General features: G+C 33.3%; 24 protein-coding genes, 1 tRNA gene and 1 pseudogene. 16 read left to right on the forward strand and 10 right to left on the reverse strand.

The features are described from left to right. Positions 1-347 precede the first annotated feature (347 nt). Positions 348-1,298, forward strand: coding sequence for a hypothetical protein (locus tag OPR35_RS02115; protein WP_007302496.1), 951 nt, complete (start codon positions 348-350; stop codon positions 1,296-1,298). Between the two features lie 37 nt (positions 1,299-1,335). Here OPR35_RS02115 and OPR35_RS02120 read toward each other — a convergent pair whose 3' ends face one another. The 4 genes from OPR35_RS02120 to OPR35_RS02135 form a co-directional block, all read right to left on the reverse strand. Beyond that, complete coding sequence (locus OPR35_RS02120) at positions 1,336-2,118, reverse strand: exodeoxyribonuclease III (RefSeq protein ID WP_007302497.1); 783 nt, start codon at positions 2,116-2,118, stop codon at positions 1,336-1,338. Beyond that, the gene (locus OPR35_RS02125) at positions 2,118-2,825 is read right to left on the reverse strand and encodes a uroporphyrinogen-III synthase (RefSeq protein WP_007302498.1); all 708 of its coding nucleotides are present in this window, start codon (positions 2,823-2,825) and stop codon (positions 2,118-2,120) included. Before OPR35_RS02125 ends, OPR35_RS02120 begins: the two co-directional genes overlap by 1 nt. 235 nt (positions 2,826-3,060) lie before the next feature. After that, a complete protein-coding gene (locus OPR35_RS02130) occupies positions 3,061-4,596 on the reverse strand; it encodes an actin-bundling T4SS effector WalE1 family protein (protein ID WP_019236901.1) in 1,536 nt (511 codons plus the stop codon). Positions 4,597-4,785: 189 nt separating this feature from the next. Next, the gene (locus OPR35_RS02135; protein ID WP_265024961.1) at positions 4,786-5,688 is read right to left on the reverse strand and encodes a coiled-coil domain-containing protein; all 903 of its coding nucleotides are present in this window, start codon (positions 5,686-5,688) and stop codon (positions 4,786-4,788) included. 69 nt (positions 5,689-5,757) lie between these two features. On the opposite strand from OPR35_RS02135, the gene OPR35_RS02140 reads away from it, so the two are divergent. Continuing rightward, a protein-coding gene (locus OPR35_RS02140) for an IS630 family transposase (RefSeq protein ID WP_230608967.1) occupies positions 5,758-6,760 on the forward strand; the annotation gives its coding sequence in 2 pieces (ribosomal slippage) (positions 5,758-6,267 and positions 6,269-6,760; 1,002 coding nt in all). Here the strand turns inward: OPR35_RS02140 and OPR35_RS02145 are convergent. Beyond that, complete coding sequence (locus OPR35_RS02145; RefSeq protein WP_265024962.1) at positions 6,723-8,015, reverse strand: hypothetical protein; 1,293 nt, start codon at positions 8,013-8,015, stop codon at positions 6,723-6,725. The genes OPR35_RS02140 and OPR35_RS02145 overlap by 38 nt on opposite strands. Before the next feature lie 129 nt (positions 8,016-8,144). Between OPR35_RS02145 and OPR35_RS02150 the strand changes: the two genes are divergently transcribed. Beyond that, positions 8,145-9,470: a phosphomannomutase/phosphoglucomutase gene (locus tag OPR35_RS02150; RefSeq protein ID WP_029237536.1), complete on the forward strand. Its 1,326-nt coding sequence runs from the start codon at positions 8,145-8,147 to the stop codon at positions 9,468-9,470. Positions 9,471-9,600: 130 nt separating this feature from the next. Here OPR35_RS02150 and OPR35_RS02155 read toward each other — a convergent pair whose 3' ends face one another. From OPR35_RS02155 to OPR35_RS02165, 3 genes are read right to left on the reverse strand one after another with little or no spacing between them, the layout of a single operon-like run. Further along, positions 9,601-10,188: a CvpA family protein gene (locus OPR35_RS02155; protein ID WP_007302502.1), complete on the reverse strand. Its 588-nt coding sequence runs from the start codon at positions 10,186-10,188 to the stop codon at positions 9,601-9,603. A gap of 57 nt (positions 10,189-10,245) precedes the next feature. Then, positions 10,246-10,842, reverse strand: a complete 597-nt coding sequence (locus OPR35_RS02160; RefSeq protein WP_007302503.1) for a riboflavin synthase — start codon at positions 10,840-10,842, stop codon at positions 10,246-10,248. Positions 10,843-10,882: 40 nt separating this feature from the next. After that, positions 10,883-12,616, reverse strand: coding sequence for a hypothetical protein (locus tag OPR35_RS02165; RefSeq protein ID WP_007302504.1), 1,734 nt, complete (start codon positions 12,614-12,616; stop codon positions 10,883-10,885). 591 nt (positions 12,617-13,207) lie between these two features. Between OPR35_RS02165 and pheS the strand changes: the two genes are divergently transcribed. From pheS to OPR35_RS02185, 4 genes and pseudogenes are all read left to right on the forward strand, one after another. After that, complete coding sequence (pheS, locus tag OPR35_RS02170; RefSeq protein WP_007302505.1) at positions 13,208-14,251, forward strand: phenylalanine--tRNA ligase subunit alpha; 1,044 nt, start codon at positions 13,208-13,210, stop codon at positions 14,249-14,251. Then, a complete protein-coding gene (locus OPR35_RS02175) occupies positions 14,252-15,478 on the forward strand; it encodes an NTP transferase domain-containing protein (RefSeq protein WP_052264905.1) in 1,227 nt (408 codons plus the stop codon). Between the two features lie 60 nt (positions 15,479-15,538). Beyond that, positions 15,539-16,099, forward strand: a pseudogene (locus tag OPR35_RS02180) (hypothetical protein). Between the two features lie 235 nt (positions 16,100-16,334). Continuing rightward, on the forward strand, positions 16,335-16,805 hold the full coding sequence (locus OPR35_RS02185; RefSeq protein WP_052264904.1) for a P44/Msp2 family outer membrane protein: 471 nt from the start codon (positions 16,335-16,337) through the stop codon (positions 16,803-16,805). A 265-nt stretch (positions 16,806-17,070) separates the two neighbouring features. On the opposite strand, the gene OPR35_RS02190 is transcribed toward OPR35_RS02185, so the two are convergent. Then, a protein-coding gene (locus OPR35_RS02190) for an IS630 family transposase (RefSeq protein WP_230608967.1) occupies positions 17,071-18,073 on the reverse strand; the annotation gives its coding sequence in 2 pieces (ribosomal slippage) (positions 17,071-17,562 and positions 17,564-18,073; 1,002 coding nt in all). A gap of 69 nt (positions 18,074-18,142) precedes the next feature. Here OPR35_RS02190 and OPR35_RS02195 point away from each other — a divergent pair. From OPR35_RS02195 to ruvC, 9 genes are all read left to right on the forward strand, one after another. Continuing rightward, positions 18,143-18,622, forward strand: coding sequence for an acyloxyacyl hydrolase (locus OPR35_RS02195; RefSeq protein WP_265024963.1), 480 nt, complete (start codon positions 18,143-18,145; stop codon positions 18,620-18,622). Between the two features lie 218 nt (positions 18,623-18,840). Beyond that, a complete protein-coding gene (rplU, locus tag OPR35_RS02200) occupies positions 18,841-19,143 on the forward strand; it encodes a 50S ribosomal protein L21 (RefSeq protein ID WP_007302510.1) in 303 nt (100 codons plus the stop codon). Between the two features lie 10 nt (positions 19,144-19,153). Further along, entirely contained in the window at positions 19,154-19,423 is a 270-nt protein-coding gene (rpmA, locus tag OPR35_RS02205; protein ID WP_006012184.1) for a 50S ribosomal protein L27, read from the forward strand. An 8-nt stretch (positions 19,424-19,431) separates the two neighbouring features. Next, positions 19,432-19,508: transfer RNA gene (locus OPR35_RS02210), tRNA-Ile, on the forward strand. Positions 19,509-19,547: 39 nt separating this feature from the next. Next, a complete protein-coding gene (metK, locus tag OPR35_RS02215) occupies positions 19,548-20,714 on the forward strand; it encodes a methionine adenosyltransferase (RefSeq protein ID WP_149168794.1) in 1,167 nt (388 codons plus the stop codon). Positions 20,715-20,823: 109 nt separating this feature from the next. After that, positions 20,824-21,489: a TenA family protein gene (locus tag OPR35_RS02220; protein ID WP_007302512.1), complete on the forward strand. Its 666-nt coding sequence runs from the start codon at positions 20,824-20,826 to the stop codon at positions 21,487-21,489. 39 nt (positions 21,490-21,528) lie between these two features. Then, positions 21,529-22,188, forward strand: a complete 660-nt coding sequence (locus OPR35_RS02225) for a TenA family protein (protein WP_007302513.1) — start codon at positions 21,529-21,531, stop codon at positions 22,186-22,188. Positions 22,189-22,235: 47 nt separating this feature from the next. Further along, positions 22,236-23,063, forward strand: a complete 828-nt coding sequence (locus tag OPR35_RS02230; RefSeq protein WP_019236912.1) for a cytochrome c oxidase subunit 3 — start codon at positions 22,236-22,238, stop codon at positions 23,061-23,063. After that, on the forward strand, positions 23,064-23,552 hold the full coding sequence (ruvC, locus tag OPR35_RS02235; protein WP_019236913.1) for a crossover junction endodeoxyribonuclease RuvC: 489 nt from the start codon (positions 23,064-23,066) through the stop codon (positions 23,550-23,552). Positions 23,553-23,577: 25 nt separating this feature from the next. Here the strand turns inward: ruvC and ruvX are convergent, their stop codons facing one another. Then, a complete protein-coding gene (ruvX, locus tag OPR35_RS02240) occupies positions 23,578-24,045 on the reverse strand; it encodes a Holliday junction resolvase RuvX (protein ID WP_143689150.1) in 468 nt (155 codons plus the stop codon). Positions 24,046-24,060 lie beyond the last annotated feature (15 nt).

Genomic DNA, 24,060 nt, shown 5'->3' on the forward strand with positions numbered 1-24,060 from the left:
ATCCCCCTGTGTAAAAAAAAGATTAGAAAAAAGTGCAGCGCACATACAACAGAGATTAAGCATATTTACATGCACTAAAGAAGATACGCTACGCTTTTTGATTAAAAATTTGACTGAAAAGTCTGCAGACAAAGATAGATTTTGAGCTCTTAAAATATCTCTAACTGTAATTATAATCAGATTTAAAATATATGGAAGCAATTTTTTACATTCCCTTATCATTTGTTACTTTTCTATTTCTTGCTTTATTCTTTTCTTTTTTCCCTTTCAAGACAGGTTCTAAGAAATTTGAATTAATGCGAAAAATATGCTATAATTATAGCATAGGTTAGTACAAATAGATCGTTATGACAGTTCCAAAAGCAAAAAATAAGCCTTTAGAGTCATCTACTCAGGTGACCGGGCAAAATGAGATGCTCTTCAAGAAGGAACATAAGGAAATTTACGATTACTTTGTAAAAGTATTAGAAGTTAAAGCCAAATTAAAGGAGAGCAAAGGAATAACTGATTATTTTATATTAGCTTATAAGAAGATACTACTAACTAATGTCAATCCGGAAAAAATAAGACCACTCAGTGAAGAGAATTTTTGTCAGTTTTTACTTTCTATATTTAAAGAAGTTAGAGAGAAAAAATTGGCTGGAGAGGAAGATAGTAAAGTAAAGCAAGTAGTAGAGGAATGCTTAGATGATGTACGTGGTACAGAAGCTAAAGATTTACTAATAAAACTTGTTGGGTTCCCATTGGGAATAAAAATAGACCCGAAAAATATTTCTGGCTCCTTTATGGATGGAGTGAAAGAAAAAATACCATTTTTAGGTGGAGATAAAAAAGAAGAGGATGAACCACTACTTAGTGATCAAGAGATGGTAACAAAGTGCTTACGTAAGGTTTTTCTTCCTATTCTTTTTTCCATTGCTTCAATATTAATTTTTGGTCCTACTACACTTGCGATAGTTGCTGCTGTTATTGGTACAATATTTGCTGTAAAGGGAGGAATTGAAGTTCTTTTTTCAAATAATAGGCCAGGTACTTTATATGACCCTAGCTCACCAGATAAAGATGATACAGAAAAGAGAGCAAAATTGAATGAAAAAATTCGCAAGGGTATTGATGATATTTTAAAAACCCCAATTGAAAGCTCTCTTGAAACAATTGCTGACGGGAGTAAAAAACAACCTACTCCGGAACAAGCTCCTCAGGTGGGAAATAAAGGGGGTGAGCAGCTTACTATGCTTGATGGAAAAATTACTATAGATCAGCCAGCCAAAAGCACAGAAAAGACAGCAGTCAAGTAAGACCTATTTGCCAAAGGTGAATTGTGTAATAGGTCTTTTATTGTTTTATAACACATACAACAGGAGTATGATCAGATGGGTTTTCTAGTTTACGCAACCTATCATCTATGTAACATGTTTCCAATTTATCTGCAGCTTGTGGCGATAGCAGCATATGATCTATTCGCATTCCTTGATTGTTTCTGAGTGAATTACCTTGATAATGCCACCAAGTGAATTGTTGTAAGTTGAGGTGAGATATTCTAAATGCATCTTTAAAACCAAGATTCAAGATCGCTCTTAATTTCTCACGCTCTTTTATATGAAAGCACACTTGGCCATTTAATAAATTTGAATCAAAAACATCAATTTCATCCAGTGCAACATTATAATCGCCAGCTATAATAGTTAACTCTTCATTTTTCAACAAAGTGCCCATCCTTTCATATAGGTTATCAAAAAACTTGAGTTTATACTCAAAAGTATGAGAGTCTGGGCTTTGACCGTTTGGAACGTATACACTTCCTACCCTTACCTTATTATTGGAGTGTTTTATCACACACTCTATATAACGTGCTTCTTGATGACTCTCTACAATATCAATTTTTAATTTTTCCAGTATTGGATATTTAGATAAAACACAAACACCATTTCTTGCAACCTGTCCATAGACAGCATATTCATATCCTAACTTTTCTATCTCTGCATAAGGAAATTGCTCTTCTGTACATTTTATCTCTTGCAGCAAAACTATATCTATCTGACTATCAACTATAAAACTACAAAGTTGGTTAATTCTTTTACGTATGGAGTTTACATTCCAAGTTGCAATCTTTAGCATCAACAATCCTTATTAATTATATCAATTAAACTCTCCCCTGTGGGCAACCTCGATGTTATAATTTTTTTCCACTTGATTAACTTTAAACTATCAGCAATGTTTTTACTCATGGTATATGCAACTGTATTATTCATCACAGGAGATAGCCCACTTTTTAGAACTAATGAACAAAATACCCTTGCAGTTTGTGAGGAAAAAAAAGCAACGCTATCAATTTTACCGTCCAATAGTAAATTTTTACACCTATTAGTTAGACTCCTTTTAGTAATTGTTTTATAGAGTACAACTTCTCTTACGTTAAAACCTTCTTCAGATAATCTTTTTTTTAGGTCACATGATACTTCTTGTCCCCTTATATATAAGAACTTTATTGTATTTGAATAATGAGATTTTATGCATGATATCAGACCATCAACGTTGCTGTCTGCTGAGATTATATCGGAAAATCCCAAATTTTTTGCAGCCTGCATGGTTGAATTACCAACCGTAATAATTGGAAAGCCATACTCTTTACATATTTGACTGAAAGCCTTTACACTGTTTTTACTTGTAGATATCACAACATCAAATTCGTGCGCGGATATATCAGGATTTAAGTACTTTATTGTGAATACTGGCTCTATAAAAACTTTGTATCCATATTTTTTTAGCGTGCTTCTTGTGCTCAACGAATCTAATAAAGGCCTTGTCAATAAAATAGACTTCATTCTGGTTTATTTCACTAGCAGTAAAATAATATCCCTTATACACAAATTATTGAATAAAAACTTTTATTTTTTAAGTTTCTTACGTAACCTATGAAAAAGGCAAGAGAAACTCCATAAATTGGCCCAGTGCTAGAAAACTGATCTTAAATAAGCGAATGTTTTTGATAAAATGAAAAAAAGATGTTACTCACTGAGTAACATCTTTTTTAAGAAGATAGATAGTTTTGTTTACTCTCTATATCTTCATTTTTGGAGCTTGATGCTCTACATCGACTTCAGCAGTTACTGTTGAAGAAGGTCCCACCAATTTGTCCAAAGAACCTGTCTTTCTTAAGTCAGCTTGGGTTTTTAACTTGCCATTTTTCTCAGTGAACATACCATGTTCCGGAGAAGAACTTGGTGAATTGAACCCACTATCAGAATTACGACGGTAACTGGCAAAGCTAGAAGTTGTAGCAGTACTGTCAGTGCTTATAGAACCCATTGAATTGCTTCTTGGCGGTTTCTCCGGAGCAACATAAAAACGGCTATTTCCTATCTCCGCAGATTGTATCTGATCCAACTCAGAATCTTGATATCTTATATAAGTAACTTCCTCTGGCTTTTTGCTACCTTTTGACGAGAACATCCTACCAAAGAATGAAGTAGGTGCTTTTACTTCCTTGTGCTCACTAGGGTTTAACAACTCCGCTTCGCTGCTAGTAGTGCTGTAACTACTTAAAGAATTCATTGAACTACTTCCTGATAAGCTATTTTCCAGTGAATTCATAGAACTTGCTTTATGCCTTTTTGCTAACTTATTAAGCCTTTCTAAAGTATTAAAACGAGTATGCTCTTCCTTGCATTCTCTAATAACTTCCTTAATCTCATTATGATGTTCAGAAAAAATTTCATATAGGCTGCTATTATCTTTAGCTAACAAATGTTGCAACTTCTTAGCATCTAATTTATTGATAAAGTCTATTTGCTGCTTCAATCGGTTGATCAACTGGTCCTTTTTGGCACTGTGTTGACCATCAACAGAATAAGCTTTCTCTAATATTTTTTCCCCCAGCTTAGAAAATATTTTCCTAGTTAAAGCAGAGCTATTCACACCTTTGTCTTCAAAAACTTCCTTGACAAACATTTCCTTTACACTATTAAAACTTCTCGTTTTTTCTTTTGTTTTCAAAATAACAGTTTGATCTTCATTACCTATTGAATATGCGATGCCATCTAAACTAGACATGCTTGCACCACTATCACTCATCTTCCTTCCAAGGTTTTGAATGTTATCCCCCATTTTTCTTAATGTAGAGCTAGCTCTCTCTTGTGTTGCCTGTTTTACAGAACTTGCAGTTTCTTTTACCGAATTCTTGGCATATACAGCACCATCTTTGATTTTTCCGCCAATATGCTTCGCTCCTTCAACTGTTTTTTCTGCTGACCATTTGAGCCCTTTATATCCAGATTGAACTGCTTTTACAGCAACTTTCGCAGCGAAAAATAGAGTAAGACCAACTATAGCACTTGGTATAGCAAGTGTTGCACCAACTGCCAAAAATGGTAACACTGCTGCAAATAATCCACTTGCTGTACCTACTACAAGAGCCTGATCTCCTTTCTTCATTTTGGAGAATTCTGTATCTCCTTTTAACAGATCCATAATTCTGTCTTTTAGCTTCTTGGGATCGTGAATGATATCTGAATTTAATGAAGAATCTTGAATCATTTTAAGATCATCTTGCTTAGTTTCAACAAAATTTGAAGAGTTTTTTTCACTAGGTGACATTTTTAACCTCACTATTAATTAAACATACTAATATTGTATATATCTGATTCTTAAGTTAGGGTTAATTCATCTAACAATGTCCACTTACTCTCAAATGATTTTGCTTGATGTGTTTTTTTGAAAGCACAGAAAATTAGTGATTATTGCAATATAATATCTCGTTTGGATTAGCTATAGTTGAAGCAAAACTCATCCTTTTGAAGGAGTAGATTTTTCTGAAGCCTGAGCAGAGACTGCGCTTGGATCTGATAGTTCTGTTCTGACATATTTGCGTTCTTTATCATATAAATCATGAAAATCATTCATTTGCACGTCAGTTTGAATTTCTATTTCTTTAGTCTTTTTTTGATCTGTTGAAGATGATGCATTAACTCCTTTATCTTTAGTAGCTTTTTGTCTTAGTTGTGTATTTTCTTCTTGTAATTGTTTTAAATTTTTCTTTAACTCATCAATCTCTTTTGTTTTTTGTTTTAATTGTTCAGATATCATTAGTTTGTCCCTAGCCAAACTTTTATTTTCCTTTCCTAATTTACTAATTCTTTTGCTTGAAGATTTATCCGCAGCTTGTGTACCTTGGTCTTGTGTTTTAGGAACTGTAGTTTCGTGATTACTTGCCTGGATTCCTCTACTTTCATATTTAGCTTCAGTTTGAGTTGAAGTAGCTACTTTCGCATTTACTTCACTGAACTCATCCGCAAGTGATCTTCCGGGTTCACGTTGCCAAATTTCCCTTTCTAAATTCCCCTTTTCTTTTTGCAGTTGATTTAATTCTCTAGCTAATTGATTTGCTGTATCAGTCAATTTTTCGTTTTCATTTTTTGCTTCCATCAACTGTTCTGCCAACTGCTTTTCATGATTATCTTGTGAACCTTCTACCAATATTTTCTTTAGATTATTTTCCAAATTTGCATTCTTTTTTTCTAGTGCACTTAACTTAGCTTCACTTTGCTTAAATTTTTCCTGTAGTTCCTCATTTATTCTATTTGTTGACTGAATCTCGCTTTCTTTATCTTTCAATTGATTAATTAAATCTGTTATTCTAGCATTTTTATCTTTTTGACTTTGTTCTAGTGTGCTTATACCAATTCCCACTATGCAAAGAACAGATAGACAATAATGGGAAAGAAGTGATAATAAAGTAGATAAAATAGAGAGGTATAAATGGCATTAAGGTCAAAACTATTAGACGAAAAAGTTGTAAATTTGGCGAAAGAAATGTTAAAAAAGGTCAGAAATAACGCATATGTTTCAAAAAAGTTACAAGCGGTGATAGCAGGAAAAGAAAGTAGTATAAGCGCTGTGGCAAGAATATGTAAAATTTCAAGGACTGCTTTGACTGAATGGATAAAGCATCTAAAATTTGGTAGAGTAGAAAGATTATTTGCCCCGTCTCAGCGGCGAAGAAAAAGCAAATTAAAGAAAAATCAACGTGAGCAAATTGAAATATGGGTAGAAAGAAATCCAAATATTACTATTAAGGAAGTGCAGATAAAAATCTCAGAGGAATTTGGCCTAAACATTAGCAAATCAACAGTGCACCGTGAGATACAAAGGATGAAATTTTCTTATATAACACCGAGGCCAATGCACCATAAACAAGATAAAAACAAGCAAGAAGAGTTTAAAAAATACTTCAATAAAATAGTCAATTCCCACCCTGAAAAAGAGGTGTTTTTTTGATGAATCACGATTTGGAACTCATTCAAAAATCGGACACGGATGGTTTAAAAAAGGGGTCAGAACGCAGGTTAAAATGAAAATTGGTAGACAAAATTTCTATATCTACAGTGCGGTAAATCCAAGAAGTGGTAAGAAAATCAGCCTACTTGCTCCATATGTAAACACTGATTGTATGAATATATTTCTGGAGCAGATGTCGAAAGATTTAGGCACGAAAAAAGCCTTTCTTGTAATGGATTGTGCAAGTTGGCATAGATCAAAAAGTTTGAAATTTCAGGAAAACATTACCATTATATACTTGCCTCCTTATTCACCGGAACTGAATCCTGTTGAGAGGTTGTGGCAATATATCAAATACAATACTTTACGTAACAGAGTCTACGATACCATAGGCTTACTTGCAGATGTTCTGTGTAATTTTATTGTCAGTATTTCCAGCACTACTATTAAACGAGTTTGTAATGTTTCTTATTTGTTCGATTAGTAATGGAATTTGGTATTACCTTTCGTTCTAATTGCTTAATGTCTTGATCTTTTTTAGCTAACTCTTTTTCCTTTCTTTTCAATTCATCTTTAAGTCTTGTGAATTCTTTTTCCAGATCTTGCTTTCCCTCATTTAGTGTTCTTATTCCTGTACCACCTTCCTTTTCTATCTTTTGATTAAGCTCTTCTGATTTTTTGAGTTTCTCTGTAAGTGACTTAATAGAAGCATCTTGTTCCTCGATTTTTTGATCTCTTTCAAATATTGCTTGCTGTTGTTCATTAACTTCCTTTTTCAAGGAGTTACGTTCTGACTTTAGATCCTCAAGCTGCTTTGCCTGCTTTGCAAAATATTGAGCAAGCATTTCTTTTTCTTCTTTTAACTTCTCAATTCCATCTATAATTTCATCCACTTCTTCTTTGTCACTAGATTTACTAATGCTAGAGAAAGAACTTCTACGCGAATCAGGAGAGGAATATCCACTACTACTTAATATAGGTGACTGTGGTGAATTTTTTGTAAATGTTTCCTCTGCTGGTGTTTGCTGATCGTTCACACTTTTGCCCATGTCAGTAAAAGCTTGATATAAAGTTTTGCCATTGATAAAAACTTCTTTATTCTGCTCAACTAATTTTAATACCTCTTCTGGGTCGGTTATTTCTCCAAATTTTGGTTCATCAATCACTCTTTTTATGCCCTTAGAATTTACTTCTACAGTCATGCTACAATCTATGCTATTGCCTTTAGAATCCTTAGCTTGCCAGTTAATGGTCATCTCACATGAGCTTGAACCAGTAAAATCATAGTGCCTTTCGCTGCCTTTTTTGGTTGCAGTTATTTGACTATCTTTCCCTAAAGATAGGTTATAAACCTTGCCTTCGTCACTGGCTCTTAAAAGGGTGCTAATCTCTATTGGTTTTTCTTTATTTTCAAATCTAATTTTAAATTCATTATCTTGTGTTGTATATACTAAGAAATTTTCACTTGGTAGAGATTCTGCGAATTTTTTATGTGTTGCATTTATTGATTGCTCAAACTTTTGAAACTCCTCTTTCCACTTTGAACTTACCTGTTCTTTAATGTTCTCATCTTTGTGTAAAGGACCAATAAAGTACCAGATTAAATTTTCTTCTTCTAGTTTTCTGATAAAATCCTGAAAATTTTTGCAAGATTTAATGAAACTTAAAATATCATTTTTCTTTTGCTCATCTACATCTAAACCTTGATTTTCAGCTATAAATAAGTTTTCTTTTAGCATAATTTCTATTTTTAGAGAACTATATTATAATATTAGCATATTTTCTTAAAAAATCAACTAATCTTATAGTTAAATAAACTTGAGTATTTGGCGGGAATGTTATATATTAACCACTCCAAGAAGTGCAGTATGGACAATACTATTATAAGAAAATACGATATTAGAGGTGTGGTAGGCAGAGACCTGCAAATCAGTGATGGGTATGAAATAGGTAGAAAATTCGGTCAAACTGCAGCTAACGTTTGTGTAGGCTATGACAGCAGGATAGATTCACCAAGCATAGAAAAAGAATTAATCAGAGGCTTGATTTTATCCGGTGCGAATGTTATACGCGTTGGGCTCTGTTCTTCACCTATGCTCTACGCTGCAACAATGCAGGCAGATCTTGGGATTATGATCACTGCTTCTCATAATCCCAGAGAATATAACGGCTTTAAATTTTTCAGTAGTAAAAAAGTTTACTCAGATCAAGAAATGAAGGAAATTATAGGCAATACAATTAAAAACAGCACGAAAATTGGAAGCTTAATTAACACGAATATATATAGTGAGTACGTTAACATATTAAAAAATGCGCTCAAGAATAACGCTACACAAAAACTAAAAATAGCTTGGGATTTTGGCAATAGTCCAACAATTGTAAGGTATATTGAAAAAGTTTTACCAAGTCATATACACATCATAACCAATAACTCTATAGATGGGACGTTTCCACTGCATGACCCAGATCCCATAGAAGAAAAAAATCTTGCTCAGTTAATCAGTATTGTCAAGAAAGATAAATGTGATCTTGGTATTGCACTTGATGGTGATGGTGATAGGGTACGCTTGATTGATAATAAAGGTAATGTTGTTTCCAATGATCACTTGTTTATGATTTTTTCACGTGAAGTATTGGCGGAATACCCAAAAAGCAAAGTTATTGCCAACGTAAAAATGAGTATGAAAGTGCATGATTTCGTTAGCAAATTAGGAGGACAAATAATTACCTGTGCCACTGGACACTCACTAGTTAAGAAAAAGATGGTAGAAGAAGGGGCCAAGTTTGCCGGTGAACTGAGTGGGCATTTTTTCTTTTCTGAGCTGGGTTTTGATGATGGACTATATTCTGCTATTAAAGCCATTGACATTTTACTTAAGAAAAACCAAAGCCTATCTGAGGCGATTGAAGATTTACCAAAGTTATATATCACTCATGAAGTGAAAATTGTGGTGAAGGATGAGAAAAAATTTCAAATAATTGAATCAATCAAGGAGACACTAAAGCAGCAAAACATTGTATTTTCAGAGCTTGATGGAATTAAGGTAACTGATGATAAAGGTTGGTGGCTTCTTAGAGTATCAAATACGCAAAACTGCATAACAGCAAGATGTGAAGGAAATACCTTAGAAGATTTTGAACTCACTAAAAAAGTTTTGTTTTATTACATTGATGAACTAAAATTATACATTTAAATTTTTTTGATGATTTACTTATTCGTCAATGTTTGCAGTTTTGTTTGATTAGTAATAGGAATTGGTAACCTATGGCGCACTGCTGTGGATAATAGCTGTCTAGGCTAGTTTAGCTATAGAAAATCAACACTCACTTTTCTTTATTGTTTTGAGGTTTTTCTTGATCAACCATTTCCTCACCAATCTCTTTTATTTTTAGTATCAATGACTCTGGTACATACATGTTAATTACTTCTTCTGTTGTCACAAATAAAGCCTGATAAGAGTGTGAATTTATTATCCAATTGGGCAATATGTCTTCTGCGTCTATTTTAGACTCTCCCTCTTTTTTATCATATACTGTGTGGCAATATAAGTGCACAGCAAAAAATAGTACATAAGAAAGCAATATTCCTCTGAGTGCTCCGACAAAGATTCCAGTAACTCTATCCATTAATCCCAACCTTATAGGTGATAATATGTACATTAGCCAGTTATTCATTGTCATGAATGTAAGATTAAGTATAATAAATACAGAGATTGTAGAAAGTATGTTTTGTGTAACTTTAGAGTTAAAATACTTACTATAATTTATAATAAAAAAATCATAGTAACTAGCTGTCAAAAAGACTGATAAGAGCAAGAACATTAATGCACATAGCTCTTTTATAAAACCTCTAGTTATCGATATTATTACACACAAGACAATAATAAAGATAATTAGGCTATCGAAAAACATATTTTGTATCTATATGATTTTCAAGATATAATAGTTGTAAATAACAAAGTTGTAAAATTAATTGTATTGATATTTTATCAGCTGGTCTAAGTACCGGGCAATCATATCAACTTCTAAATTTAGGTAATTACCTGTTTTATTATGCTGAAAAGTTGTGTTTTTCCATGTATAGGGAATTATATTCACAGTGAATTCTTGATCGACAACTGAATTTACTGTAAGGGAAACTCCATCTAGCGTTACAGAACCTTTTTTTGTAATAAATTTAATTAATTCTTGTGGGCATGATAGTCTGATTTCATGAGATTCTAAATTTTGATTGATTGTTAAAATTTCTGTTGTGTCATCCACATGACCCTGAACCAAGTGGCCGTCAATTCTGTCACTCAGTTTCATTGCTTGTTCTAGGTTTATTTTTTTTCCTATTTTCCACATATTTAAGTTAGAAACCTTCATAGTTTCTTGAGATACTTGAACTGTGAATACATTGCTCATTATGTCGACAACAGTTAAACACACTCCGGAGCAGGATATTGAATCTCCTTTGTTTATAGAGGATAAATTTTGTGTCTCAATATGGAAGATTTGATCAGAGTTAGGGTGGATAGTGATATCAGTTATAGTGCCAATATCTTGGATAATTCCTTTAAACATGCAATAAAATAAATAATTATATCACAAAAGATCTTATTTGTTAGATGTGCAAAGGAAGATCTTTTTCACTTATCTGCTCAATAGATTCTACAGAATATTCAGAATATAGAAAGTAAGCCAGGTTCAAAACGCACAGTGTAATTAATATCGGTAACCCTATGTTTAATGTTAGACCGATACTTTTCCTTTTTTCTGTTGGCACCAATTCCTTTAAAATTGACACTTTTCCCAGCGGCAAGTGCCATAGCCAGAGTGCTGATATAGAAGCTGCTACTAAAAATAGACAAAGATAAGTCTCTTTCGAGGAAAATACAGTTTTTAATGGTGATTTGAGCCCAATATTAGTAGGCAATCGAGTTTTAGCTTCATTTGTTTTTGGTAAATGTTCTACAGCTTTGCTTGGCAAAATTTCATGAGAAATATTTCGAGGCTGTGGAGAAGATTGTATAGGAATGCCCGAAACTAATTTGAGCAATTGCACTGTTTTTCTATATACTTGCTTTTGTAAGTATTCTTTACCTAGAAGTGAGTTATTAGGAGGTTGTGGCCTTTTGAGTACCTCTAGCACTTCTGATATCTCATCTGATTCTAATACTTCATGTAATTGTTTATCTTGAAAGTAAACAATATTAAATATTAAGTTGAAAATATTGTGAAATGTCTCTGGGTCTTGATTTTTATATCCATTCATCACTTCAATAAATATTTCATCGAGTTTTTTTTCTCTACGCTCAATCTGGTTATCTATCATAGCTACTCTAGCATCATTTTGAGCTTGTTTTACGATAGATTGTTTTTCTTCTTCTGATAGTTCTTGAGCTTGCTTTTTTGACTTCTTTTTTCTGTTAGTTTTAAAATAATCTGTGTGCGACCTGGTTTGACCTATATCCCGCTCTGTTTCTTGAGGGACTAAATTTCCTATACTACCCTCTGTTATCCGAGTGGCTGACACTGGTTCTTTCTCTTCTTGGTCAAGTGCTGGAATAACACCAGGTGGCATATTGTTACTCTGTATAGAAAATTTGGGCAGTTGTGGGAAAAAGAATTGTGCCGTATTAAAAAAATTGAATGGCTGAAAAAGAGACCTAAACCAGGAAATATTTTCATGCATTGTAGCAACAATTACTGGTGCACGTGTAATTTGCTTTCTGTTACTTGCTATATTGTAGCCAAACGAACCTTGCACAATTTGTTTATCTTGCGTGTTTCTTTTTTCAATCACATTTTCGTTTTTATTTTCAGTTTCTTCTATTTGTAATGTATCTTGACTTTGCTCCTCACTTTTGGCTTTTTCTACATGTTTTAGCTGCTTATTCAAGAATATCTCGATTTGTTGCAAGCTATTGAGGTTGATGTTTTTAACGTTTGTTTGTAGCGTTATCGTTATGCCCTGCATGAGGATTTGAATTGGAGCATTATTTATGAATTCTTCTACAGTTTTATTAGCTTTATGGTAGTTATTATATAATTCTTCACTTTCTTTTGCTACTTTTATATTGGCTGTGAAGTTTTTCTCCTGAGAAAGGCTGGTTTCAAAAAAGTCAATCAAATGTTTTATTTGAGGTAATATTGTATTAGGGTTTACCTCTGTCAGTAGCTTGAGCTTAAATGAAAACTCTTGCGTATCACTTGTAATATTTTTTGAGCGAATGGTGCTAATCTCCAGCACTTCATTAGAAAATGCTTTACTTATTTCTTTAGATCTATCCTTAAAAAACTTAGGTAAACCCTCAATTTCGTATTTTTTCTTAGTTTCTATGTTACTACTATGCATGAGTAAATTTTTTAATGTAGAGTGAAATAAAAAACATAATTAGTCAATAAATTAATAATTATAGCGCCCTTGCATAACAGCGGCGCGTTGGATTCAATAAGAGCAGAAGAAGTTACTTTACAAACCTCATCAGTTTCCTTATCATGACAATAAGAGTATTTATCCTTGTTTTTAATCTCTGCAGATTTAATAACAAAATTCAGTAAAAAACTCAGATATTTATTGGCAAATTACATAAAATTATAGCGGCTGCATGTCTTTTTTATTTTTTCTACATTCAGCCAAAACGCGCTTTAAATAAGCGTTAGCACATTATTACAATGCCAATTTACATTATTATAGGGTCAAAACTCACTACTGGGGGATTCTTTTGCCTTTTTTTTGCTTGGTAAATTTCTTAATATTTTGGATTAGTTAGGAGTCCTATAGAGATGTCATTTCAGTGCTTCTTATTACCTGTTATGGATCCCAGTGTCAGCTACTTGGATGACAAGAAGGGAGAGTACTCGCATGACAACTTTTTATCCAAATAGTTTTATTGATGATATTAAAGATTGCACTATAATGAAAGTTTAAGCTAGCGTTTTTAAGGTGAATAAAGAGCTAATAAGTGAAATACCTTTACTTGAAGATAAGGCAGTTTCTGAGATTGAAAATGCTGCTTCTTTGAAGGATTTAGAAAAAGTTAGGTTGTCATACTTGGGGAGAAAGGGTGTAGTAAAAGCTTATTTCGATGACTTAAAGAATATAGATGATGCAGGAGAGAAACGCGACCTAGGTGCAGTGATTAATGTTTTACGCAATAAGATAGACCAGCTTATAACAAGCAAAGAAAATGAACTGAAAGATAAAGAAGTTAAGTTAAAACTGCAAAATGAAGCAGTTGATATCACACTGCCTGTCAGACCAGAAAGAATTGGCAAGATTCATCCACTCAGTAAAGTTATAAGTGAAGTGAAGCTCATTTTTGCGCATATGGGCTTTAAAGCAGTTGATGGTCCTGATATTGAAGATGAATTTCACGTATTTGATGCATTAAATACTCCAAGTCACCACCCTGCACGAGAGGAGCAAGATACCTTCTATTTAAGGAATAAAATAAATGATAAAAGAATGGTGCTGCGCACTCATACCTCATCTGTGCAGATTAGAACCATGGAAAAGACAAAAACTTTTCCAATTAAAATAGTGGCTGCAGGCAGGGTATACAGAAATGACTTTGATGCAACTCACACTCCTATGTTTCATCAGATAGAAGGACTTTATGTTAATGAAAATGTCAATATGGGCCAATTAAAATTTACTATTCATTGCTTCCTTAGTAAATTTTTCGGAGATAAGGGTCTAAGAATACGCTTTCGTAATAGTTTTTTCCCTTTTACTGAACCTTCTGCGGAAGTGGACATAAGCTATAAAGATAGTAAATGGATTGAAGTACTTGGATGTGGTATGGTGCATCCAAATGTCTTTAAAAATGTTGGAATAGACCATACTAAATACAGTGGCTTTGCATTTGGGATTGGTATAGAAAGGCTAGCAATGCTGAAATATCAAATTAGTGATCTAAGGAGCTTTTACGACAATAGAGTTAGTTGGCTCAACCATTATGGTTTTCATTTTTCGTCTTTAAGATAAGTGACAAATAAATCTTATACATTTGTTGTACTTGCTGCTGGGCATAGTGAACGAATGAATTCAAGCTTGCCTAAGGTTCTGCACAAAATAGGTAATTTCTCCATGCTTGAGCATGTCATTTACAATGCAAAGCAGCTGAATCCTGAAAAAATAGTTATTGTAGTCGATTTGCCTTTAACTCAAAGGCTGAAATGCTTTGAGGGTATAAAACTAATTACACAAGAGTCAACGCTCGGCACGGGAGATGCAGTCAAAATTGCAATGAGGAACCTGAAAGAATTGTCAGATATAGTTGTTGTGCAGTATGGGGATACTCCACTAATAAAAAGCAGCACAATAACTAAAATGATAAGCTGCTTAGGAGAGAGCAATGCTTTAGTTTGTCTTGGGTTTAAAACTAATAATAAAGGATACGGTAGACTAATTATTGAGAACGGTTCCCTAAGAGAAATCGTAGAAGCACAAAATGGTAGAAATAATGATTTTGCTAATGCCGGAATAATGGTTGCACGTGAAAAGAATCTACGTGAATTGGTGGAGAAAATAGAGTGTAATAACCAAGCTCATGAATATTACTTGACCGATATCGTTTCCATTGCAGTAAAGAGTAATTTAAATGTCGGCTATGTTATTGCTGATGAGGAGGAGGCAACTGGCATAAATAATAGGAATGACCTTGCAACGGCCGAGTTTTACTTTCAAGAAGAAAAAAGAAAGTTTTTCACTAACTCTGGAGTAACGCTTGTTGCTCCAGAAACTGTTTTCTTCTCTCTTGATACGCAAATTGGTATGGATTCGATTGTTTACCCATACGTTTTTTTTGGTCCTGGAGTAAAAATAGGATCTGGTGTTAGGGTTGGTCCATTTGCCAAATGTGAAAATACAACAATAGGTGATGGTGCAATCATAGGTAATTTTGTTGAAACAAAAGCAAGTGATATAGGTATAAATACTAAGATAAAGCATTTAAGTTATATAGGAAATACTCAGGTAGGGCAGGGGAGTAACATAGGTGCAGGTACCGTTATTTGTAATTATGATGGGAAAAAGAAACATAGAACAAATATTGGAAGCAATTGTTTTATTGGTGCCAATAGTTCATTAATTGCACCGCTTAATGTGCATGATGACTCTGTCATTGCAGCAGGTAGCGTTATAGTGAAAGATGTGCCAAAGGGAAGTCTTGCAATTGCAAGAGAAAGGCAAGTAACTAAAAAAATAAAATAATTCCAATTTTTTTCTTGATGGTTATGCTTATATATGCATATGCTGAGATCTTAGATAAAAATGAAAAAATTATTTACCTTGTTGGTTTGTTGTTCTCTTTCAGTACCATCTTTTTGAGTTGATTGGATTAAAGATAGAATTTATACTTCTTTGTCATATAGCCGACTTGGTGTTAATTATGACGTTGGTTTTCACTATACAGATAGCGTTAAAATTTCAGTTGGCTATGTAATCAAACCTATTATTAATTCTCTAATCAAACCTACTCTTGATGAAGAATTTGGAGCAGTGGTGGGGCTTATGGCAAAGCTTCATTATCATCATAAATTTGAAAATACGGGTATTACTCCTTATATTACTGCTGGTGTTGGTGCTGTTATAGTGCGTACAATGAAGGCTAAACCTAATGTAGGTAGAGCTGATAGTATAGGTGAAAACATAAGTGCTCTACTTGGAGAGGCTTTCAAAGCTGTAGTCAATGATGAATTTTTTTCTTATCAAATAGGTTCTGGTATTAATCTTCCACTTTCTGAAAGAACAAGTGTTTTTGCTGGCTACAAATTGCAAAGGTTTCATAAAATTTTCCATGGAATTGAGCTAGGAGTGAGTTTTAATTTATAAACTCTGATTGAATATTTTTAGTAAAGGCTAGTGGGAAATTATATTGAAGCGAAAGTAAGTGATGTAGACTCAAATGATGATTGCAGCAGATAGTGAAAGATATGCCAATTTGCAATTGCAAGAGAAAGACAAATAACAAAAAAAATAAAATAATTCCAATTTTTTACTTGCAATTTATACTATTTTTAATATTTATATGCTTGTATATGCATATATTAATCTTTGGAGGATAAAAATGAAAAAGTTACTTACTTTGTTGGCTTGCTGTTCTTTGTCAGCACCGTCTTTTGGAGTTGATTGGGTTAAAGATAGAACCTACACCTCTTCGTCATATGGCATGCTTGGTGTTAATTATGATCTTGGCTATCATTGTACAGATAGCATTAAAATTTCATTTGGTCCTGCAGTTAAACTTGTTATGAGTGAAGGGATTTTAGACGCGGGACTTATGACAAAGCTTCATTATCATTATAAATTTGAAAATACAGATATTACTCCTTATGTTACTTTTGGTATAGGAGGAGTTGCTAAAATTCCTCTTTCAGAAAATCAAGGGCCAGACGTAGAAGAATTTTTTTCTTATCAAATAGGTTCTGGTATTAATCTTCCACTTTCTGAGAGAACAAGTGTTTTTGCTGGCTACAAGCTGCAAAAGTTCCATGAACTTTCGCATGGGGTTGAATTTGGAATGAGTTTTAATTTGTAAGCTCCGATTGAATGTTTTTAGTGAAGTCTGGTTTGAATTTTTGTTGAAAAAAAGCAAGTGATATAGGCTAAAATGATGATTGCAGTAGGTAACAAAATGTGACAAAGAGAAGTTTGGCAATTGCAAGAGAAAGGCAAGTAGCTAAGAAAGTGATTCCGATTTTATTATGTAAGTTATGTGATTTTTAACTTTTCTGTGGGTATATATGCGTATATTCATGGTTAGAGGGTAAAAATGAAAAAATTACTTATACCAAATTCCATTACTAATCGAACAAATAAGAAACATTACAAACTCGTTTAATAGTAGTGCTGGAAATACTGACAATAAAATTACACAGAACATCTGCAAGTAAGCCTATGGTATCGTAGACTCTGTTACGTAAAGTATTGTATTTGATATATTGCCACAACCTCTCAACAGGATTCAGTTCCGGTGAATAAGGAGGCAAGTATATAATGGTAATGTTTTCCTGAAATTTCAAACTTTTTGATCTATGCCAACTTGCACAATCCATTACAAGAAAGGCTTTTTTCGTGCCTAAATCTTTCGACATCTGCTCCAGAAATATATTCATACAATCAGTGTTTACATATGGAGCAAGTAGGCTGATTTTCTTACCACTTCTTGGATTTACCGCACTGTAGATATAGAAATTTTGTCTACCAATTTTCATTTTAACCTGCGTTCTGACCCCTTTTTTAAACCATCCGTGTCCGATTTTTGAATGAGTTCCAAATCGTGATTCATCAAAAAAACACCTCTTTTTCAGGGTGGGAATTGACTATTTTATTGAAGTATTTTTTAAACTCTTCTTGCTTGTTTTTATCTTGTTTATGGTGCATTGGCCTCGGTGTTATATAAGAAAATTTCATCCTTTGTATCTCACGGTGCACTGTTGATTTGCTAATGTTTAGGCCAAATTCCTCTGAGATTTTTATCTGCACTTCCTTAATAGTAATATTTGGATTTCTTTCTACCCATATTTCAATTTGCTCACGTTGATTTTTCTTTAATTTGCTTTTTCTTCGCCGCTGAGACGGGGCAAATAATCTTTCTACTCTACCAAATTTTAGATGCTTTATCCATTCAGTCAAAGCAGTCCTTGAAATTTTACATATTCTTGCCACAGCGCTTATACTACTTTCTTTTCCTGCTATCACCGCTTGTAACTTTTTTGAAACATATGCGTTATTTCTGACCTTTTTTAACATTTCTTTCGCCAAATTTACAACTTTTTCGTCTAATAGTTTTGACCTTAATGCCATTTATACCTCTCTATTTTATCTACTTTATTATCACTTCTTTCCCATTATTGTCTATCTGTTCTTTGCATAGTGGGAATTGGTATTACTTTAGTAGTCTGCTGTTCTCTGTCAGCACCGTCTTTTGGAGTTGATTGGATTAGAGATAGAATCTATACTTCGTCGTCATATGGCAATCTTGGTATTAATTATGAGCTTGGCTATCATTATACAGATAGCATAAAAATTTCAGCTGGTCCTGTATTGAAATCTGTTTTGTTTGGAGGATCTTTGGCAGAGTTAGGATTCATGGCAAAGCTTCATTATCATCATCAATTTGAAAGTACGGATATTACCCCTTATGTTACTTTTGGTGTAGGAGGTGGAGCTAAAGTATCTCAACCAGCACAGCAAGATCAACAGCCAGACGTAGAAAAGTTTTTTTCCTACCAGATAGGTGCTGGTATTAATCTTCCACTTTCTGAGAGAACGAATGTTTTCGCTGGCTATAAACTTCACAAGTTCAGTAATTTTTCTCATGGGTTTGAACTTGGAATGAGTTTTAATTTATAAGCTCCGATTGAATGTTTTTAGTGAAAGCTTGAGTTTTTATTAACGTCGTAAAGTTTTCATGAGACTAAGAGAATTTGAGAGTAGTCAAGTTTTAAAACTTGACTACTCTCCACGAGGAAAAGCAGATAAAGGTAGAAGTATTTCATGTTTTTATTTATATTGACAGTATGTGTAACATCATTTACGATTAGTGTTAATAACAATAATTGATATTTGTCATGTTTGCAGTAATCGAAACTGGTGGAAAGCAGTATTTAGTAAAAAAAGGCAGCATAATTAAAGTAGAAAGATTACAAGCTGAAGAAAAAGAGGAAGTGGAAATCAATAAAGTGATTTGTGTTTCAAACAATGGCTTATCTTGTTCATCTAATGCTGTTGTTAAAGCTGAAGTACTGGAGCAGTGTAGAGATAAAAAAATTATAATCTTTAAGAAAAAGAGAAGAAAAAATTACCGTAGGAAAAATGGTCATAGGCAGTATATTACTGTTCTTCGTATCAATGAAATTAGTCTTCAAAAGTAAGAGGTAAGATATGGCAACTAAAAAATCAGGTGGTAGTTCCTGTAATGGTAGAGATTCGGCAGGGCGTCGACTCGGGATAAAGAAGAATGGTGAGGTTATTCCAGGTAACATAATTGTACGTCAAAGAGGTACAAAATTTCATCCTGGAAAGAATGTTGGTATGGGTAAAGATCATACGATTTTTGCTAAAACGAAAGGCTGGGTGAGTTTTAGAAAATCAGCAAATAAAAAGACGTTTATTGATGTTGTGCCTACAGATGATATGCAAGCCTTGGCTTGAATAGATACGGGTCTGTAGCTCAGGTGGTTAGAGCGCACGCCTGATAAGCGTGAGGTCGGAGGTTCAACTCTTCCCAGACCCACCATTTAAATTTGCAATAGTTTTGATATCGTGTAACTAAACGATGGTTTTACATAAGAATTCAGTAACCAGTGAATCAGTAGCAGCCGGTCATCCAGACAAAGTAGCAGACCAGATTTCAGATGCAATACTTGACGAATACCTTTTTAATGACTCTTCCTCTCGTACTGCAATAGAGACTTTAGTTACTAAAGATAATGTTATTATAGCTGGGGAAGTATTTGGGCCGAACATTGAAAATAGCAAGATTGAAAGTATTGTACGGAATACAATAAAAGATATTGGTTATGAGCATGATGGTTTCCACTGGGAAACAGTGAAAGTAAATATACTGCTACATGAACAATCAAATGACATTGCAATAGGTGTGGATCAAGGTGCTGGGGATCAGGGCATAATGTATGGCTATGCAACAATAGAGACAGAAAGCCTCATGCCAGCACCCATTTTTTATGCACACTCGATTCTGAGAAATATCATGAGTATGGTCAAAGAGGTAAAGCTTGGTCCGGATGCAAAATCGCAAATCACTTTGGCGTATGAGAATAACCTTCCAGTGCGTGCTGAAAGTATTGTTGTTTCAATACAGCATCTTGAGGATCTGAGTCAATCGAAAGTGAAGGAAATAATTTATCCTTACATAGCTTCATCTTTACCTGAAGGGTGGATGTGCCCTAAAGAAAATCTCTTAGTCAATCCAACAGGTAGATTTGTTATTGGTGGACCAGTTGGTGATTGTGGATTAACCGGACGAAAAATTATGGTTGATACTTATGGAGGCTATATTCCACACGGTGGAGGAGCGTTTTCTGGAAAAGATGCAACAAAAGTTGATAGATCCGCAGCTTATATGGCGAGATACCTTGCTAAAAATATTGTCTTTGCAGGTTTAGCTGAACGTTGTCTTGTGCAGCTTTCTTATGCAATTGGTGTCTCAAAACCTACTTCATTTTACATTGATACATTTGGCACGAATACAATAGATGAAGAGAGGATTAAAGGGTTTATTGAAGGTAACATAGATTTATCAACTAAAGGCATAATAAGACATTTATCACTTAATCGTCCTATATATAAACGTACAGCCTGCTATGGGCATTTTGGTAAAAAGTTAGAAAGTGATGGTGGATTTTCTTGGGAAGGTGTGGACTTATCTACTGATTTTTGTAAAGAATTTAATATAGAAGAAGAAAAGAGAGAATTTCTTTAAACTATTAAACTCTTTTATTTCTAGCTTGATACTGATATAATAACTTATTATAAATTGTAAGTAACTTTTTAGTAACTATACTAGTTTTAATATTTATGAGGCTTACAAGATGTCCAACAAACCAAAAGAAGAATTTTATGATATTGCTATAAAAGAATCATCTGATCTTATTGAAGAAATAAAAGAACATCCTTTCAATGTTGAATTGATAAACAATACGCTAGATTATGAAAAGTTCAAAATTTATCTTCAGCAGGATTTTTTATATTTAGTGGACTGTACTCGTGCTTTATTGATTATTGCAGCTAAAGTTGATGACATTGAAATAATGGGCAGTTTGGTTAATGTAGCAAGGGGAACATTTGCGGTTCGAAAGCAGTATACTGAATATTTTGAGACTTGTGATTTATCCGATAATCATAAAAAATCAAAATCTTGTTCTGCTTTTACTGATTTTTTTATGCGTGCTGCATATCATAATTCTGTTGCTGAAGCTTTAGCAGCGTCTTATCCTTGTTTTAATATATACCAAATTATTATAAATCATATGGTAGGAGAGGTTATGCCTAAAAAAGTTGAAGATCACAGATATCAAGGGTGGATTGATATCTATAATAACACAGTAATGAATGCTACGATTAATCAAGTTACTGACGTTGCAAATAATCTATATGCAAAGGCTGGTGATTGTGAGAGGAAAAAGATGCGTGAGTTTTTTAAGAGAGGTCTAGAGCTAGAAATAATGTTTTGGGATGAGATGTATTCTCTAGCATAATCTGTAGTATTAACACTAAATTATATTCTAGTTTATGTGATGTTTAGTGGTATAATTAAGAGTTATTATGGGTCAAATCTTTTAAAGGATATTATTGAGCATCCTTTCAATGTTGAATTAGCAAATAATACTTTAAACATAGAAAACTTCAAATTTTATATACAACAAGATGCATTCTTTTTAGCTGATTATGTTCGTACTGTTTTAATGACTGCATCAAAAATGGAGAGTTGTAATAACATTGTTCCATTGATTGGGGTGGCTAAAGGAGGAATAGAGATTATGAGAGTGTTATACGACCACTACTTTACTGTATACTCCATAAATCGTGGAGAAAAGTCGCTTGAATGTTTCAATTTTACTAACTTTCTTTTGTCTACTTCGTATAGCGACATTTATGAAGCTGTAACAGTTCTTTACTCTTGCCATTTTATATATAAAATTATTGTTGATAATATGAGAAATAAAATTAAAAAAAATAATAGATATAAGGATTGGTTTGATTTTTTTGGCGGTAGTTTGATGGAATCTGGATGTGTTGCTTTGGAAGATATTGTTGACGAGTATTGTAACAAAGCAAGGGAAAGTGAAAGAACCAGAATGCTTGAATTATTTAAAATAACTGCACAATTTGAGTTAGACTTTTGGAATAGCGCATATAATTTTTCAAAATTTGATCAAGATTTTAAGAAATATTGACAATTTTAAGCTAATTTGTATGCTTGATATGTATTTTTGAAAGTGATATGAAAAGTAAAGAACATGATTTTCATTTAGTGGACCCAAGTCCCTGGCCAATTGCTATATCAGCAGCAATTCTTGTTCTTGCACTTGGATTAGTTGGTACACTCCATAAACAAATTTCTGGAATATTTGGTTTAGTTTTGGGAATCTCTGCGGTATCAGGAGTGCTGTTTTATTGGTGGAGAGATGTAATAAGAGAAGCAATTTATGATAAATGCCATACTGCCATTGTAAAACATGGACTCAAGCTTGCAATGTACTTATTTATCCTCTCGGAAGTTGTGTTTTTTATAGCGTTCTTTTGTTCATTCTTTAAAGCCTGGCTTGATCCGGTTTTTTTATTTGAAGCGTTTTCTCCTACAAAAAAAGTTGAATGGCCCCCTGAAGGGATTTTACCACCGGATCCGTGGTCGTTACCATTTATGAATACACTAATATTATTACTTTCTGGTACAACGATTACTTCAGCACATCATTTTTTACTTGAAAATGATCAAAAGAGCATGATTAAAATGCTGTCTATAACTATATTGCTTGGGATGTTCTTTATAATAGTGCAAGCAATTGAGTATTATGAAGCAAGTTTTTCTCTACAAGAAGCGGGAGAGAAACTTATCTATACATCCAACTTTTACATGATTACTGGTTTTCATTGTGTACATGTTATAATAGGGATAATATTCTTGTCAGTATGTTTATTTAGAGCTCGAAAAAATCAGATTACACCTCAAGATCATTTATGTTTTGAGTTTGCTTCTTGGTATTGGCACTTCGTTGATGTAGTTTGGATATTTTTATTTTTGTTTGTTTATTGGCTCAGCATTTATTAAGTGATTAAGATAATAGGTCTAGATCCAGGAATAAGCAAAACTGGTTGGGCAATTATCAATCTGGAAGAAAAAAATAGTATTGAATTTTTGGGTGGTGGTGCCATATCAACTGATAGTAAGTTGGGTACAGGTGAGCGTTTACATATAATTTTTGAAGAATTAAAGAAAGTAATTTCTCTATACTCTCCAAATGAAGCTGCAGTAGAGAAAATTTTTGTTAATAAGAACCCAAAATCTTCGCTAACTTTAGGATATGCAAGAGCGATTGCAATTTTAATATTACGAATGACGGATTTACCCATGAATGAATATGATGCAAACTATATAAAAAAGAGCATTACTGGAAATGGTCATGCTGATAAGGATCAGATTATATTTATGGTGAAGCAAATAGTTAAAAACTTAAATATAAAATGTCATCATACTGCTGATGCTCTTGCTACAGCAATTTGTCATGCTTATACGAGAAGTTCTTGTTTTATTGAATAGTTTTACATGAATTCAGTTGAAAAAACTATTTGATGGTATTTATCTTATCTAACGTTCGTTGCAGAATAATACATGCAGCAATTTTATCATCTATTTTTTTTGATTTTGTGATTGATATTCCAGTAATTTTTAGTGCGTGAGTTGCAAGAGATGTTGATAGACTTTCGTCTTGTAGGTATATGTGTACTTTACATTTTTTTATTATTTTATTTGCAAACTGGATTATTGCTTTACACCATTCAGTCTCTTGGTCATCTATTTTGAATGGTAGTCCTATTACCATTGATCCAGCTTCATTTTCTTTAAGCACTCTATTTAGATAACCTAAATCTTTGCTCATATTTCTTCTATAATATATACTATGAGCTGTAGCTATAAGCTGTGTTTTATCACTAAATGCTATGCCTATTTGTTTTTCTCCCATATCAAGGCACATTATACGTTTATCTCTTGGAATAGACTTTAGAAATTCATCTGGATTTCTATGTAGCATCTATGAAAACATAAC

This window comes from Wolbachia endosymbiont (group B) of Protocalliphora azurea (assembly GCF_947251865.1).
Lineage (GTDB): Bacteria > Pseudomonadota > Alphaproteobacteria > Rickettsiales > Anaplasmataceae > Wolbachia.